At 73.1% G+C, this 14,098-nt stretch carries 13 protein-coding genes; 5 read left to right on the top strand and 8 right to left on the bottom strand.

Annotated features, from left to right (window positions below; translation table 11 throughout):
- Positions 1-49: 49 nt before the first annotated feature.
- The gene (locus tag WME98_RS49090) at positions 50-1,276 is read left to right on the top strand and encodes an MFS transporter (RefSeq protein ID WP_437954122.1); all 1,227 of its coding nucleotides are present in this window, start codon (positions 50-52) and stop codon (positions 1,274-1,276) included.
- A 59-nt stretch (positions 1,277-1,335) separates the two neighbouring features.
- Here the strand turns inward: WME98_RS49090 and WME98_RS49085 are convergent, their stop codons facing one another.
- Both WME98_RS49085 and WME98_RS49080 read right to left on the bottom strand, forming a co-directional pair.
- A complete protein-coding gene (locus WME98_RS49085) occupies positions 1,336-1,956 on the bottom strand; it encodes a class I SAM-dependent methyltransferase (protein WP_437948412.1) in 621 nt (206 codons plus the stop codon).
- Between the two features lie 50 nt (positions 1,957-2,006).
- Entirely contained in the window at positions 2,007-2,840 is an 834-nt protein-coding gene (locus WME98_RS49080) for an alpha/beta fold hydrolase (RefSeq protein ID WP_437948411.1), read from the bottom strand.
- A gap of 289 nt (positions 2,841-3,129) precedes the next feature.
- On the opposite strand from WME98_RS49080, the gene WME98_RS49075 reads away from it, so the two are divergent.
- Positions 3,130-3,888 carry a class I SAM-dependent methyltransferase gene (locus WME98_RS49075; RefSeq protein ID WP_437948410.1) on the top strand — a complete coding sequence of 253 codons (759 nt, stop codon included), beginning with the start codon at positions 3,130-3,132 and terminating at the stop codon, positions 3,886-3,888.
- Positions 3,889-3,917: 29 nt separating this feature from the next.
- On the opposite strand, the gene WME98_RS49070 is transcribed toward WME98_RS49075, so the two are convergent.
- On the bottom strand, positions 3,918-6,209 hold the full coding sequence (locus tag WME98_RS49070) for a response regulator (RefSeq protein ID WP_437948409.1): 2,292 nt from the start codon (positions 6,207-6,209) through the stop codon (positions 3,918-3,920).
- 747 nt (positions 6,210-6,956) lie between these two features.
- On the opposite strand from WME98_RS49070, the gene WME98_RS49065 reads away from it, so the two are divergent.
- Together WME98_RS49065 and WME98_RS49060 are read left to right on the top strand one after the other, a co-directional pair.
- The gene (locus tag WME98_RS49065; protein ID WP_437948408.1) at positions 6,957-7,856 is read left to right on the top strand and encodes an S-adenosylmethionine decarboxylase; all 900 of its coding nucleotides are present in this window, start codon (positions 6,957-6,959) and stop codon (positions 7,854-7,856) included.
- A 594-nt stretch (positions 7,857-8,450) separates the two neighbouring features.
- Positions 8,451-9,923, top strand: a complete 1,473-nt coding sequence (locus WME98_RS49060) for a serine/threonine-protein kinase (protein ID WP_437948407.1) — start codon at positions 8,451-8,453, stop codon at positions 9,921-9,923.
- 10 nt (positions 9,924-9,933) lie between these two features.
- Here the strand turns inward: WME98_RS49060 and WME98_RS49055 are convergent, their stop codons facing one another.
- Positions 9,934-10,731 carry a helix-turn-helix domain-containing protein gene (locus WME98_RS49055; RefSeq protein WP_437948406.1) on the bottom strand — a complete coding sequence of 266 codons (798 nt, stop codon included), beginning with the start codon at positions 10,729-10,731 and terminating at the stop codon, positions 9,934-9,936.
- A 121-nt stretch (positions 10,732-10,852) separates the two neighbouring features.
- Between WME98_RS49055 and WME98_RS49050 the strand changes: the two genes are divergently transcribed.
- Positions 10,853-11,251, top strand: coding sequence for a hypothetical protein (locus tag WME98_RS49050; RefSeq protein ID WP_061623444.1), 399 nt, complete (start codon positions 10,853-10,855; stop codon positions 11,249-11,251).
- A 13-nt stretch (positions 11,252-11,264) separates the two neighbouring features.
- On the opposite strand, the gene gstA is transcribed toward WME98_RS49050, so the two are convergent.
- From gstA to WME98_RS49030, 4 genes are all read right to left on the bottom strand, one after another.
- Positions 11,265-11,870 carry a glutathione transferase GstA gene (gene gstA, locus WME98_RS49045; protein ID WP_437948405.1) on the bottom strand — a complete coding sequence of 202 codons (606 nt, stop codon included), beginning with the start codon at positions 11,868-11,870 and terminating at the stop codon, positions 11,265-11,267.
- A gap of 27 nt (positions 11,871-11,897) precedes the next feature.
- Positions 11,898-12,404 carry a GNAT family N-acetyltransferase gene (locus WME98_RS49040; protein WP_437948404.1) on the bottom strand — a complete coding sequence of 169 codons (507 nt, stop codon included), beginning with the start codon at positions 12,402-12,404 and terminating at the stop codon, positions 11,898-11,900.
- 122 nt (positions 12,405-12,526) lie between these two features.
- Positions 12,527-13,303: a Uma2 family endonuclease gene (locus WME98_RS49035; RefSeq protein WP_437948403.1), complete on the bottom strand. Its 777-nt coding sequence runs from the start codon at positions 13,301-13,303 to the stop codon at positions 12,527-12,529.
- Positions 13,304-13,494: 191 nt separating this feature from the next.
- Positions 13,495-14,097 carry a TlpA family protein disulfide reductase gene (locus WME98_RS49030; protein ID WP_437948402.1) on the bottom strand — a complete coding sequence of 201 codons (603 nt, stop codon included), beginning with the start codon at positions 14,095-14,097 and terminating at the stop codon, positions 13,495-13,497.
- Position 14,098 lies beyond the last annotated feature (1 nt).

Below are 14,098 nucleotides of genomic sequence, written 5' to 3'. Positions count from 1 at the left end.
ATCGGCGCAGCGCCCGCGCCCCGTCCGGCCCGGCGCGGAGGGTGCCGTGATGCTCGCGCCCCCAGCATCCGCCGGCGACATCGCGCGCGCCCGGCGCGCCGTCTCCGTGATGTTCGTGGCGAACGGCATCGCCTTCGCCTCCTGGGCCGCGCGTGTCCCCGCGGTCCGCGAGCGGCTCGCGCTGCGCGACAGCGCGCTCGGCCTCGCCCTGCTGGGCGTCGCCGTCGGCGCGATGCTGGCCTTTCGCGCCGCCGGGCCGCTCATCGCCCGCTTCGGCAGCCGGCGCGTCACCCGCGTCTCGGCCGTGCTCCTCTGCGCGGCGCTGCCCCTGCCGGCGCTCGCGCCCTCCTTCGCCGCGCTCGTCGCCGCGCTCCTGGCGCTCGGCGCGAGCAACGGCCTCATGGACGTCGCCATGAACGCGCAGGCCGTCGAGGTCGAGCGGCGCCACCGCAGGCCGATCCTCGCCTCGTTCCACGGCATGTTCAGCCTCGGCGGCCTCGTCGGCGCGTCCCTCGGCGCGCTCGCGGCCGACCGGGCGGTGTCGCCCGCGGCGCACCTCATCGCGGTCGCCGCCGTCCTCGCCGCCGCCGTCACCGCCGCGGGCGCGGCGCTCTCGGCCGACGCGCGCCTCGAGGCCCCGGCCACGGCGGCCGGCGCCCCCGCGGAGCGCCGCTCGACCCGGCTCCTCCTGCTCGGCCTCATCGCGTTCTGCTCCTCCATCGGCGAGGGCGCGATGGCCAACTGGTCGGCGGTCTACCTCCGCGACGAGCTCCACACCACCGCGGCCGTGGCCGCGACCGGCTACGCCGTGTTCTCGCTGGCGATGCTCCTCGGGCGCTTCTCCGGGGACGGGCTGACGCAGCGGTTCGGCGCCGCGCGGCTCGTGCGCTCGGCCGCGCTCCTCGTCGCCGCCGGGCTGGGCGCGGCGCTGATCGTCAACGTCCCGATCGCCATGCTGCTGGGCTTCGGGTGCGTGGGCGCCGGCCTGTCCGTCGTGGTGCCGCTCGTCTTCCGCGCCGGGGCGAGCGCCCCCGGCGTCGCGCCGGGGAGGGCGATTTCGACGCTCGCCACCATGTCCTACGGCGGCTTCCTCGTCGGGCCGCCGGCGATCGGCCTCGTCGCCGACCTCTTCACCCTGCGCGGCGGGCTCGTCCTCGTCGTGGCGCTGGTCCTCGTCATCGTCGCCCTGGCCCCGGCCGTGGCCCGCGGCTCGGCCGCCGGCGCGCCCGCCCCGTGCCCGCCCGCGCCCTGCCGGCCCGCGCTCAGGGCGCACTGACGCGGGCGCCGCCGCCGCGGGTCGGAGCGCCGGGCCGGCGCTCGACGGCGCGGCGCCGCTCAGCGCTTGCGCCACACCGTCGCCAGCCACGGCTGCTGCTCGCGCGGCCGGCCCGCGGGGCGGTAGTAATGCTCGATCTCCTCGAACCCCGCGGCGCTCACGTGCTCCCGCCACCGCTCGAGCGACCAGTAGCAGCCGTAGCGGTCGCCCGACCACCCCTCGCGATCGTCGCCGCGCGGGTTCGAGCTGAAGAGCACGCCGCTCGGCCGGAGCGCGGCGTGGAGCTCGCGGAGCACGCGCGGCAGCTCGCGGCTCGGCACGTGGAACAGCGACGCGTTGGCGAAGATCCCGTCGAAGCGCTCGGCCCCGAGATCGAGGCGCAAAAAATCCTGGTGGAGCACCTCGCACCCCGCGTGCTGCCGCGCCATCTCGACGAACCGCGCCGACCCGTCGAGCCCGACCGGGATGTGCCCCGCGGCGCGGAACGCCGCGAGGTCGCGCCCGGGGCCGCAGCCGAGATCGAGGATCGTGAACGGGCCCGCCCCCTCCAGCGCCGCGAGGAGCGCCGCGCGGTTCTGCGAGACGTCGTGATCCCGCGTGCCCTCCCAGAACGACAGGGCGTGATCGTCGTAGTGACCGAGGGTCCTCGCGGTGAGCCGGGAGAGGTCGTCGTCGCGCATGGCGGCAGTGTGCGCCGGGCGCGCCGCGCCGCAAAGGCGGGGGCGCCGCGTCAGGGGGCGTCGAGCCAGGCCTCGAGCGCCGCGGCGAACGCGGCCGGGGCGTCGAGCATCAGCCAGTGGCTGGTCCCCGGCAGCACGACGGACGTCAGCGCGGGCCGCAGCACATGCAGGCTCAGCGGCCACGCGTTCGACGGGGCGAGGATGGCGTGGGCGCGGGCGCCCGGGGCCGCGAGGTAGCGGTCCAGCGCGCTCGCGGCCTCGAACTCGAGCAGGTGGCGGGACATGTCGAGCATCTGGTCGTGCGGCACGGCGGCGGCGCGCGAGAGCACCGTCTCCCGCGTCGCGGGCGTGCTGCCCGCGAGCGCCTCGTTGAAGGTGGCCACCGCGGTGTCCCGCCAGCCGTCCGCCTCGAGCGCGGCGATGTAAGGCGTGAAATGCTGCGCCTTGCCGGCCGCCGGGACCTGCGAGAAGTCGCGCGGCGGGTCCGCGAGCACGAGGCGCGCGACCCGCTCCGGATGGGCGGCCGCGGCGGCGAGCGCCACGAGCGCGCCGTAGCTGTGGCCGACGAGCGCCACGCGGGGGAGCGCCAGGGCGTCGAGGACCGCGAGCACGTCGGCCGCGCACGCGGACGGAGCGTAGTCCGCGCCGGCGGGGGGCTCGGACGCGCCGTGCCCCCGGAGATCGATGGCCACGGCGCGGCGCCGGCCAGAGGCGTGCGCGAGCGGCGCCTCCCAGAAGCCGGCGTGGGCGACCATCCCGTGCACGAGCACGACCGGCAGCGCCTCGCGCGCGGGATGAGCACCCGCGGCGGGATGAGCGCCCGCGGCCGGATGATCAACGACGTGGAGCGCGCCCGCAGGGCCCGCGATGGTCAGGGAACGCATATGCGTCGGCTACCTCGGTGTGTATGGCCGCGCGACGGAATCGCGCTGGGCTGCGAGGGCGGAGCGTAGGCGAGGCGCTCGTCCGAGGCAACGCCGCGCGCCGCTGCGTCTGCCGGCGAAGGCGCCGCGCGCGAGGAACATGGGGCCGCCGTCGCACGCGATCTCGTCGACTCGTCCACCGCCGTCGGCGTGGATCGCGGCGTCGGAGAGGGCGCGGCCGCCTCGTCGTCGCGGCGCTCCGGATGCCTTCCGGTTGACGGCGCCGGAGGGCCCGTCGGATAAGCAGGCCATGAAGAACGAAGCGGCATGGCGAGAGACGAAGTTCGTCCGGCGGGGCGGCAGGCTGCGCGCATCGACCGACCTGCGGGAAGTCATCATGGGCTCGCGCCTGACCGGCGACTGCATCGCGAGGCTCTACGACGAGTACCTTCCCCGGTACGCGCACGGCGCCGCGGCGGACCTCGGTTGCGGGACGGTGCCGCTCTACGGGGCCTACCGGAGCCATGTCTCGTCCGTGATCTGCGTGGACTGGAGCAATTCGGCGTTCGAGACGCCGCACCTCGACTTCGAGTGCGATCTGAACGGCGCGCTGCCGCTGGAGGATGCCTCCCTCGACACGCTGATCCTGTCCGACGTGCTCGAGCACATCGCGCGGCCCGAATCGCTCTGGGCGGAGATGGCGCGGATCCTGCGCCCTGGCGGCGTCGCCTTCGTGAACACGCCGTTCTTCTACTGGGTGCACGGCGAGCCTTACGACTACTACCGATACACCGAGTTCGCGCACCGTCGTTTGGCGGAGCAGGCCGGGTTCGAGGTGCTGGTCATGGAGCGCATCGGCGGGCTTTTGGAAGTGGCGTGCGACGTCTTCGCGAAGAGCGCCTCCGCCGTTCCCGTGGTGGGGAATCCGATCGCGGCCGTGGCGCAGGGCGTGGTCAGCGCGTGGTCCCGGTCGTCGCCCGGCCGGAAGGTCGCGCACTGGAGCGGCAGGAAATTCCCCCTGGGGTACTTCCTGGTCGCGCGCCGCCTTCCCGCGCCGCCGCAGCCCTAGGGAGCCCGCGCCCTTCGGGGGCGGGGAGGCTACGCCTCGGCGCGGTGGAGCTCCTGCACGAGCGCGGCGAGCCCCGGCGGCGACGACGTGAAGTGGATGCGCACCACGTCCTCGGCGCGCGGGTCGAGCTCGATCACCTTCGCGTGCAGCTCGCCGCCGAGCTGCTCGGCGAGCGCGACGGACGGGTGGAGCTGGAGGTTCGTGAACGGCGCGGGCCGCGGGTGCAGCCGCAGCACGGCGCCGAAGGGGGAGAGCCCGAGGATGAAGGCGGACTGCGGCTCGCCCTCGACGCGCTTGCCGGCGAGGCGCGCGCACACGACCGGCAGCGGCGACGAGAGCGCGAGGATCTCGACGCGTCGCTCGGGCAGGTACAGCCGCTCGGGGTTGTCGAGGCCGAGGAGCTCGTGGACCAGCACGCGGTTCGAGAACCCCTTGACGGCCAGCGCGTGGCTCTGGCCGAGCAGGAGGCCGGCGCCGGCGGCCCGGCGCGTGGTGTCCGCGATGAGGATCTGGCGGCCCACCGTGCACGACTCGATGCGGGACGTCAGGTTCACCTGCGCGCCGACCACGCCGTATTTCGTGCGCGCCTCGGAGCCGATGTTGCCGACGACCACCGGCCCGGTGTTGAGCGCGATGCCCATCTGGAGCGTCGGCAGCCCCTCCGCGCTGTTCTTCTCGTTCACCGCGTCCATCGCGATCTGCATCTCGAGCGCGCAGGCGACCGCCCGGCGGGTGTCGTCGCCCGTGGCGAACGGCGCGCCGAAGAGCGCGAGGATCGCGTCGCCGATGAACTCGATGATCGTGCCGCCGCGCGCGATGATGATGCGCGCCATCTCGCCGAGGTAGCCGTTCAGGAGGCGCATCACGACCTCGGGCGGCATGCTCTCGGTCATCGTGGTGAAGCTGCGCAGGTCGGTCATCATGATGGTGACCTCGCGCTCCTCGCCGCCGAGGAGCTGGGCCTCGGGCGAGGAGAGCAGGCGGTTCACCACGTCGTCGCTCAGGTAGCGGCCGAACGTCTTGCGGATGAACTCGCTCTTGACCGACAGCTCCGCGGCGAGCTGCGACAGCTGCTCGCGCGAGCGCTTCAGCGTGAGCTGCGTGTCGAGGCGCCCGAGCAGGATGTCGAAGTCGATGGGCTTGGTCACGTGGTCGTTGGCGCCGAGCTTGAGCGACTCGACGACGTCCTCGCTCGCGCCCCGCGTGGTCACCATGATCACGGGCAGCTCCGCCGCCGACCGGCTCTGGCGCAGGGCGGAGAGCACGCCGAGGCCGCTGATGCCGGGCATGTTCACGTCGAGCAGCACGGCGTCGAAGCGCTCGCGCGCGGCGAGCCCGAGCGCGCGCGGGCCGTCCTCGGCGGCGACGGCGCGGTAGCCGTTGTTCTGCAGCACGCGGCAGAGCACGTCGCGGTTGCCCCGGCTGTCGTCGACCACGAGGATCGCGCCGCGCCCGCCGCCCTCGAGCTCGGCGTGGAGCGCGGGCTCCTCGCGCGGGGAGGCGACGTTGACGTTCACGCTCGAGGGCGCGTCCTCGTCGCCGTTCTCCATCGCCTGCACGATGCCGAGCAGCTTTCGCGAGGCGAGCTCGATGTTGCGGATGTCCTCGATGTGCTGCGGCGCGACCTTGCCCTGAAGCGACGCGACGAGCAGCCGCGTGTAGCCGAGGATCTGGTTGATGGGCGTGTACGGGTCGTGCCCGCCGCCGTGCGGCTCGTGGAGCCGCTGCGGCTCGCGCGCCGCCGCCGGGCGCGCCGACGGCTGGTGCGAGGGCGGCGCGGCGGGCGTGACGCGCCTGCCCGGCGACGAGGCCGGCGCGTGGCCGCGGCCCCCGTCCTCGTGGCGCGACATCTCCGGCACGCGCGAGCTCGGCGGATCGGGCGGCTGGGTCGCGGGCATGGTGGGCGGCCCCTCCGGCGGGTCCCACCGATCGAACGGATCCTGCAAGGTGTGGCCGCTGCGCGCCGCGGCCGGGCCGAGCGGCCGATCGCGCCAGCGCGCGTCCGGCGCGGGGGGGCCGCCGTGCACCGCGCCCGTGGCGCTCGGCCGATCGCGCCGCACGCGCGCGTCGGTCGGGAAGTGGCTGCCGCGCGCCGGGGCGGCCGGGTGCTGCGGAGGCGGGAGGGTGCTGCCGCCGCGGTTCGACGCCGGCGCCGGCGGCAGGCAGCTGCTGTTGTTGCGCGCCGGGGGCGGCGCCGGCGGCACGTAGCTGCCGCTCGTGTTGCCGCGCGACGGGATCGTCTCCGGCGGGGTCCCTCGCGACGACACTGGGCTGACCGGTGCCTTTTTGTTCGCGTCCTTGTCGGAGGGGGATCGGGTCATAGCTAGGGCGATTCTACGCCTGCGCGCGTCCGGGCAACGATGGATGACACCTGGGCTTCAATTTTTATCGCACCTCGACACCGTGATCCACGGCGGGTGGATTTCCTCCGCCGGTGCAACCCGCGCTCCGAGGGCGTCCGGGCTGTCCGGGTGAACTCGTTCAGTGAGCCGGCACCCCGAAACCGAGAGAGGTGTTGGCCTCCTCCCGGGTCAGCTGGCCTGTCGCAGCGCGTGATGACAGGCACGTCTCGGACGCCGAGCTCCCCATGGAAGTCGTCCGGTCCCCGCGACTCCCGCGCTGCATGACCGACATGAGCGCCGCCGGTCGCGCGGCCAGGAGGGGATTCGCCTCATGGTCTGTGCGCGATCCATCACGGCATCTCGAAGCCAAATGAAAGACTTTTTTTGAAGTCAAGCGTGTCCTCTCGTCCCGCGAGCCTCGCTGGCGGCTGCTGGCGTCCGCGGGCGCGGGCCCGTCGCCGAGGGGCGCCGGGGGGGGCGGGCGAGCGCTGCAGTGTCGAGCGCCGTCCCGGCGGGCTCATCGTGCTCGGCGAGGTGAGCCGATGCGTGAAACCGCAGCGGATCGCGGCCATGGCCGCACGACAGCCATGTTTGTACCCTGCTTCCCCACCTGATCATCGGGTGGCGCACACGCGCGCGGGCGGCGGAACGCGGCGCGCGAAATTTCTCCGATCGCGCCTGCTCCGTGTGGAGTAGCATCGCTCAACTCGTCGACGAAGGGGCAACATGCATAAGGCACGCAAGAACCTCACCCATTTCACGATGGATGGCTTCCACGGCTTCCGGAGCCGTTTTGATGACGTGAAGCTGGCGCAGGAGCTTCTGGAGGAGGTGCCCGGCGTGCTCCGGCTCAAGCCGGTGATGCCTCCCTTCATCCTGCCGTACTACAACGGGGTCGTGGCCGAGGACTGCGGCATCAGCGCCTTCGTGCTGCTGCTCGGCGGCCACCTCACGATCCACACCTTCAGCTTCCGCGAGTGCTTCTTCGCGGATCTGGTGTACCCGGGGGCCTTCGATCCCCAGCGCGTCCAGATGATGCTCCAGACGACGCTGCCGTGCCGCAGCGTGTTCACGCAGACGGTCGATCGCGGCGAGGGCGGCGATCTCCAGGAGCGCCGGGGGCACGAGGTGGTGAGCCCCGAGGCCGACTTCGGGCCCCACCTCTTCCTGCAGTTCAGCCCGTACCGCGGGCCGACGTCGCTCGACGCGCTCTTCGACATCTTCGATCACCTGCCCTCGAAGATCGGGATGACGCCGATCATGCGGCCCTTCGTGGTGAAGACCGCCACGAAGGACGGGGTCCCGGTGATCAGCGCGATGGTGATGATCGCCGAGTCGCACATCACGCTGCACATCTTCCCCGACAGCGACGAGGCGTTCTTCGATCTGTTCAGCTGCAAGTTCTTCGACGTGGAGCCGGTCGTGCGGGTGCTGGCCGAGCAGCTCGGCGGCAACGTGACCGAGCAGGTGCTCGTCCCCCGCGGCCAGCGCTACCTGCAGCTCAGGACCGAGCGCCCGCACGTGATGAGCCACGTGAACCAGTGGCTCGCCGCCTCGCACCCCGGCGTCTACGCGCGGATGCCGGGCGACGGGGGGCCGCTCGGGCCGAAGCCTTCGAAGGGCTGAGCAGGGGATAGGCCCCGAGGGCGCGAGCGCGCGGCCAGGGCGTCAAGCAAAGAGAACGGCAAGAGCAGCCGTCGAGACAGAAGCAGCCGCCACGAGGAGAGAGGGATGGGCTTCATCCGCTCTCTCCTCTTGGCGTTTCGGTTTTGTGCCTCTTCTCCATGCCCTCGTCGGCTGGCCGCGGCCTACCACGGCGAGACGACCTCGCCGGACGAGGGCGAGGGGCGATTCCCTTGCTTCCGTCGCCGTGTGCGATGCGCGCGCCTCCGGGATCTCCCGACATCTCCGGCGCCGGAGCATGAATCCGACCGAAGGGGCGATATTTGTGCTCCTGTGCGCCCATGCGCCGACATCGGCGCATGGTCGATGCGCGTACACGTCGCTAACCCCTCGTTATCGCCCGGGAATCCTCGGCGATCTCGGCGATCTCGGCGTCGATGCGCCCGGCGGTGACCACGAGCGCGGCGCCGGGGGAGAGCACTTGTTTCTCTTGCAGAGCGTATGAAGGCGTCGTAGTGATCTAGGTACGCGAGTTTTGGGCTAGAGCTGACATGAACCACCAGCTCGGGCCCCTTCGAGTTAAGGAGTAGCAGAGGTATGCCCCTGCACACCGGACAGATGGTGACCCCTGCGCTGCGGCTCGTACGCATCCTCCGGCGGGGCGGGATGGGGAGCATCTGGGTCGCCGAGCGCCTCCCGCTGAAGGCGCAGGTGGCCGTGAAGTTCATGTCGCCCGAGTTCGCGGACGACCCGGGCTACGTGGAGCGGTTCCGGCGAGAGGCGGTCGCGGCGGCGCAGATCACGAGCCCGCACGTCGCTCAGGTCCTCGATCACGGGCTCACGGCGGAGGGCATGCCGTACATCGCGATGGAGCTGCTCCGCGGCGAGGACCTCCGGGCCCGCATCCGCCGCCTGGGCCGGCTGCCGCTCGGCGAGGTGGCGCGCATCGTGACGCAGGCGGCGAAGGCGCTGGGGCAGGCGCACCGGCTCGGCATCGTCCACCGCGACATCAAGCCGGACAACCTGTTCCTGACCGAGGTGGACGGGGAGACCTTCGTCAAGGTGCTCGACTTCGGTATCGCCCGGCGGGCCCGGGACATGCGCGTCACCTCGACCGGGAACGTCGTGGGGACGCCGCTCTACATGAGCCCCGAGCAGCTCATCAGCTCGAAGGACCTCGATTTCCGCGCGGATCTCTGGTCGCTCGGCGTCGTGGCCTACCACGCGATCACCGGGCAGGCCCCGTTCGCCGGGGATTCGCTCGCGGCGCTGACGCTGTTCGTGCACACCGCCAAGTTCAAGCCGCCGAGCGCGCTCCGGCCCGAGGCGCCCCCCGCCCTCGACGACTGGATGCGCAAGGCCCTGCAGCTCGACCCGACCGCGCGCTTCGGGTCCGCCAAGGAGATGGCCGACGCGCTGGAGCGGGCGCTCTCGCCGCGCAAGCGCGGCGCCGAGGCGTGGGCCACGACCGGCGACACCGGCGCGGAGAGCCCGATCACGATGCGCGTCCCGAGCGCGCCGGAGACCGCGGTCACCCGGCGCCACCCCGCGCCGGCGCCCTCGCCGTTCGCGCTGGCGGAGACGGATCCCTGCGAGGCCGACGTCCCCGATCGCACGACGACGGTCATGATGACGACCGCGAGCCGCAAGAAGCTCAAGCCGCCGTCGGTGCGGCTCGCCACGGCCGCCGCCCTCGGCGTGATGCTCGCCGGCGCCGGCGTGCTCCTCGGCGCCCGCTACGGCGCGCCCGTGGCCGACGGCGCCGCGCTCGCCGCCGTCGCCCCCCGCGGCGCCGCGATGACCGGCGCGGCCGAGGCGACGCTCCTCGCCAGCGTCGTGGAGACGCAGCGGCAGCTGCGCGCTCCGGAGATCCCGGAGCCGGCCCCGGCCAGCGCCGCGGCGACCCAGGCCGACGCCGCGCCGGCGAGCGAGGCGACCCGACCGGCCGCGAAGAAGCCCGCCGCGCGCCCCGCGCGGACCCCGGGGCGCGCCAAGCCTGCCCCGTCGACGGTGCGGGTCAACCGGCGCATCAAGCCCTTCCCCCGCAACGACATCGCCATGCACCGGTAGAGCGCCGACGTCAGCGCGCGCGCAGCGCGTCCGCGGTCGCCTGGTCCGCAGGGAAGAACGACTCGACCGCGAGCTCGGACAGGGTGACGTCGACCGGCGTGCCGAAGACCATCGTCGTGCTGAGGAAGCTCAGGACGCCGTGCTCCGTCCGGAGCCTGAGCGGGACCGCGATGGCCATCGGGCTCGGCTCGCGGCCGGGCTCCGGGCGCCGCGAGCCCTCGGGCGGCGGCGGATAGCGGCTGAGATCCTCGAGGAGCTTCACCAGGACGGGGTCGGCGCTCACCTCGATCTGGCGGCGCAGGCGGGCGAGGAGGTGCGCGCGCCACTCGGCGGCGTTCTCGATGCGCGGCGCGAGGCCCTGGGGGTGCAAGCTCAGGTGCAGCACGTTGATCGGGGGCCGGAGCAGGGCAGGGTCGGCGCCGGCGAGGAGCGGGCCGAGCGCCCCGTTCGCGGCCACGAGGGTCCAGTGCCGATCGATGGCGACCGCCGGATACGGCTCGTGGCCCGCGAGCACGAGATCGACCGCCTTGCGCGCCGCCGCGAGCGCGGGATCGTCGAGGCTGCGCTCGGGATAGAGCGGCGCGAACCCCGCGGCCACGAGGAGCTGGTTGCGGTCGCGCAGGGGCACGTCGAGGCGCTCCGCGAGGTGGAGCACCATCTCGCGGCTCGGCTGCGCGCGGCCGGTCTCGAGGAAGCTCAGGTGTCGCGTCGAGATGTCGGCCTGACAGGCGAGATCCAGCTGGCTCATGCGGCGGCGCTGGCGCCACTCGCGCAAGAGACCCCCGACCGGCGGATGGGCGCTCATCATCGAGAGCGACCCTAGCACGCCGGAAAATGACGCCCATTACCTGGGAGGTAATCGACCCTGAGCCCGGCGACGCGCATCGTACGCCGTGTCGGAGCACGACTCCCAGCGAAAGGAACTCGCCATGTCGTTCATGACCTCTCCTCGTTTCCTGCGCCGCGCCCTCCTCGCCGATGCCGTCGTCAGCGGCGCCACTGGCCTGCTCATGGTCGCGGCCGCGGCGCCGCTCGCCGGCCTCACCGGCCTCCCCGAGGCGCTGTTCCGCTGGGCCGGCGCGAGCCTGCTGCCGTTCGCGGCCCTCGTGGCCTGGCTCGGCACGCGAGAGAAGCCGGCCCGCGGGGCGGTCCTCGCCGTGGTCGTCACGAACGCGCTCTGGGTCGTCGACAGCGTGCTCCTCCTCGCGCTCGGATGGTTCGAGCCGACGGCGCTCGGCTATGCGTTCGTCGCGGCGCAGGCGCTCGCCGTGGCGCTCTTCGCCGAGGCGCAGGCGCTCGGGCTGCGCCGCGCGCAAGCGGCGGCCTGAGCGGCAGGGCGCGCTACTTGCCCTTCTCGGCCGCGATGGCGGCCTGCACGGCGGGGCGGGCGCCGACGCGGTCCTTGTACTGGCCGAGGCCGGGCCAGCCGCCGAGATCGACGCCCGCGGACCGCGTCCAGGTGAGCACGGTGAAGAGGTAGCCGTCCGCCACCGTGAACTGCTCGCCGAGGAGGTACGTGGCGCCGTCGAGCCGCTGCGCCACGTAGCCGAAGCGCTGGGCCAAGTAGGCCCGCGCCGCGCTCTTCTGCTCGTCGGGCACCCTCGGCTTGAAGAGGGGCGCGAACTGCTTGTGCAGCTCGGTGCCGATGAAGTTGAGCCACTCCTGGAGCCGGTAGCGCGCGAGGGTGCCCGCAGGCGGCGCGAGCCCGGACTCGGGCCTTCGATCGGCGATGTACTGGACGATCGCCGGCCCCTCGGTGAGCACCTCGCCGCCCTCGATCTCGAGCGCGGGGACGTAGCCCTTGGGGTTGATCAGGGTGAAGTCGGCGCCGGATCTCGTCTTCTTCGTGCCGAGGTGGACGCGCTCGAGGTCGAACTCCAGGCCAGCCTCGCGCAGCGCGATGTGGGGAGACAGCGAACACGTGCCGGGGCTGAAATAGAGCTTCATCGTGGCCTCCGTGACGAGGGAGGGGCGTCAGCGCGGCGGCTCCGCGCCGCGGGGCGGGGCAGGTTCGATCAGCGGATCGGCGTAGACCCCGGGGGTGGAGTCGGGGATGAGCGTCGCGCCGACCGTGCGCGCGTAGAACTCGACGGGCCCGACGCCGCCGATGATGCCGTAGGCATAGCCCATCTGCGCGAGGCCGTGCAGCGAGGCGAGGAGCAGCGCCTTGCCGACCCCCTGGCCGCGCTCGCTGTCGGCGACGCCGGTCGGGCCGAAGAAGCCGCGGCGGGTGCACTCGTAGGCGGAGAAGCCGATCACCTCGCCGCCGCGGATGGCGAGATAGACGCTGACGGGCTTGTTCGCGTAACCGACGCTGATCTCATCGGCCCAGTAGGTCGTGAAGTGCTGCTCGACGAACCGCCGGACGCGCGTGATCTCGTAAGGCGCCGCGCGCCGGACGACCACGGAGGCCTGGCGCATGGCCTCGAGCGCCGGTTCGAGCGGCGGCAGCTTGAGCAGGTTGACGAGCATGTCGGACATGGGCCCTCCCGAGCGAAGAGATGACGAGCGCGGAGAGCGGCCCGGAAAGCGGGCCCGCTCCGGCCGGCGTTCTACCAGGATCGGGGCGAGCGGGCGATGCGACGGCGCGCGGGCCGCGCTGGCTACTTCAAGGTGTCGGGATCGACGCCGAGCTCCCTGAGCTTCTCCGCCAGACGCGCCGCCCGCTGCTCGGCGGACTCGGCCCGCTGCTCGGCGGACTCGGCCCGCTGCTCGGCGGACTCGGCCCGCTGCTCGGCGGACTCGGCCCGCTGCTCGGCGGACTCGGCCCGCTGGGAGAGCTCCTTGCCAGCCGGCACGAGCTCGCCCTCGCGGGTGAAGAAGCGGAGCTGCCCCTGCTCGACGCCCAGGAACAGCTCGAGCTGCGCGCTCCAGAGGCGGCCCGAGGCGTCGGGAGAGAGCGGCTCGTACTGCCCGTCGACGAGGTGGAAGCCCGAGAGCTCGAGCGTCTCCGGGTGGAACCAGAAGTAGTCCGGCGTCCGGAAGACGTCCTGGTACGTCTGCTTCTTGAGGCCGCGATCGATGCTCTCGGTGCTGTCCGAGAGCACCTCCACGATCACGTTCGGATACCGGCCGTCCTCCTCCCAGACGACCCAACTCTTGCGCGGCCTCCGCTCGGTGCCGAGCACGACGAAGAAATCCGGACCCCGGAAGTGCTCGGACTTGAGCTGGCGCGGGCTGAAGTAGATCGTCAGGTTGCCGGCCGCGAAGAAATCCGTCCGCTCCTTCCAGAAGAGCTCCAGGCTCTCGAGCAGCAGGAGCATCTGGATGAGGTGCACATAGCTCTCCATGGGCGGCTCGTTGCTGTCCAGATCGGCCGGAGGAGCGACGACGTCCGGGTCGACGATCTCCACCGGCATCGAGAAGGCCAGGGACGTCATGCCTCCAGCCTGCCGGAGGATCCACACCGCAGCAAGGTCCGCGGCGCATCTTCTCAACCCGGCTCGGGCTTACGGATCGAGGCATCGTTCATTTCGAGATCGGCATCCGGCCGCGTCTCGCGGGGCGTCCGTCCTGCAGGGCGCGGCGCAGCGCTCGCCGACGCCGCGCGCCGCCCGCCCGGCAGCGCCGCTCAGCGCGGCGGCGCGTCCGGCGCCGGCGGCCACGACCCCGCCTGCCCGGTCACGAGCAGCCGCGCTTCGGGCGCCCTCCAGTCGCGCGCGCCCGTGAACCGGAGCGCCAGCGTGCCGTCCGGGCGCACGAGGAACGTGTCGGGCAGCGTCGAGACCCCGAGCCGCCGCCCGAAGGCGGGCGAGCCGGCCCGCACGACCTCGGGCGGCACCTCGCCGTCGAAGAAGGCGCGCACGACCTCCCAGCTCTCGTCGACGCTCACGGCCACGAGCTCGACGCCTCCGCCCCGCTGGAGCTCCCGGCCGAGATCGAGCAGGGCAGGGAGCTCGGCGCGGCACGGACCGCACCACGTGGCCCAGAGGTGGAGCAGCACGGCCCGGCCGCGCAGCGCGCTCAGGCGAAGCTCGCTCCCGTCCGGCCGCGTGAGGACCTCGTCCGGCGCCAGCTCGGCCCCGGAGAGCGGCTCGTGCGCGAAGGGGCGCCCCGGCCGCCCCGCGCCGCGGCGGTGCTCCACCGCCCAGTAAAGGCCCACCGCGAGCGCCTGGAGGAGCATCAGGACGCCGGCGGCGCGGGAGGCAGCGCGGAGGTGCGGGTGCGCGCCCATG

This window comes from Sorangium sp. So ce296, assembly GCF_051529605.1.
Lineage (GTDB): Bacteria > Myxococcota_A > Polyangia > Polyangiales > Polyangiaceae > Sorangium > Sorangium cellulosum_D.
Note: the sequence above shows the minus strand (reverse complement) of the source record. Positions and strands in the feature narration are given on the sequence as shown.

Coding starts and splice junctions, on each gene's coding strand:
- WME98_RS49030 (WP_437948402.1), bottom strand. CDS start 14,097: ATGGGCGCGCACCCGCACCTCCGCGCTGCCTCCCGCGCCGCCGGCGTC.
- WME98_RS49050 (WP_061623444.1), top strand. CDS start 10,853: ATGTCGTTCATGACCTCTCCTCGTTTCCTGCGCCGCGCCCTCCTCGCC.
- WME98_RS49075 (WP_437948410.1), top strand. CDS start 3,130: ATGAAGAACGAAGCGGCATGGCGAGAGACGAAGTTCGTCCGGCGGGGC.
- WME98_RS49065 (WP_437948408.1), top strand. CDS start 6,957: ATGCATAAGGCACGCAAGAACCTCACCCATTTCACGATGGATGGCTTC.
- WME98_RS49055 (WP_437948406.1), bottom strand. CDS start 10,731: ATGATGAGCGCCCATCCGCCGGTCGGGGGTCTCTTGCGCGAGTGGCGC.
- WME98_RS49035 (WP_437948403.1), bottom strand. CDS start 13,303: ATGACGTCCCTGGCCTTCTCGATGCCGGTGGAGATCGTCGACCCGGAC.
- WME98_RS49060 (WP_437948407.1), top strand. CDS start 8,451: ATGCCCCTGCACACCGGACAGATGGTGACCCCTGCGCTGCGGCTCGTA.
- WME98_RS49090 (WP_437954122.1), top strand. CDS start 50: ATGCTCGCGCCCCCAGCATCCGCCGGCGACATCGCGCGCGCCCGGCGC.
- gstA (WP_437948405.1), bottom strand. CDS start 11,870: ATGAAGCTCTATTTCAGCCCCGGCACGTGTTCGCTGTCTCCCCACATC.
- WME98_RS49070 (WP_437948409.1), bottom strand. CDS start 6,209: ATGACCCGATCCCCCTCCGACAAGGACGCGAACAAAAAGGCACCGGTC.
- WME98_RS49080 (WP_437948411.1), bottom strand. CDS start 2,840: ATGCGTTCCCTGACCATCGCGGGCCCTGCGGGCGCGCTCCACGTCGTT.
- WME98_RS49040 (WP_437948404.1), bottom strand. CDS start 12,404: ATGTCCGACATGCTCGTCAACCTGCTCAAGCTGCCGCCGCTCGAACCG.
- WME98_RS49085 (WP_437948412.1), bottom strand. CDS start 1,956: ATGCGCGACGACGACCTCTCCCGGCTCACCGCGAGGACCCTCGGTCAC.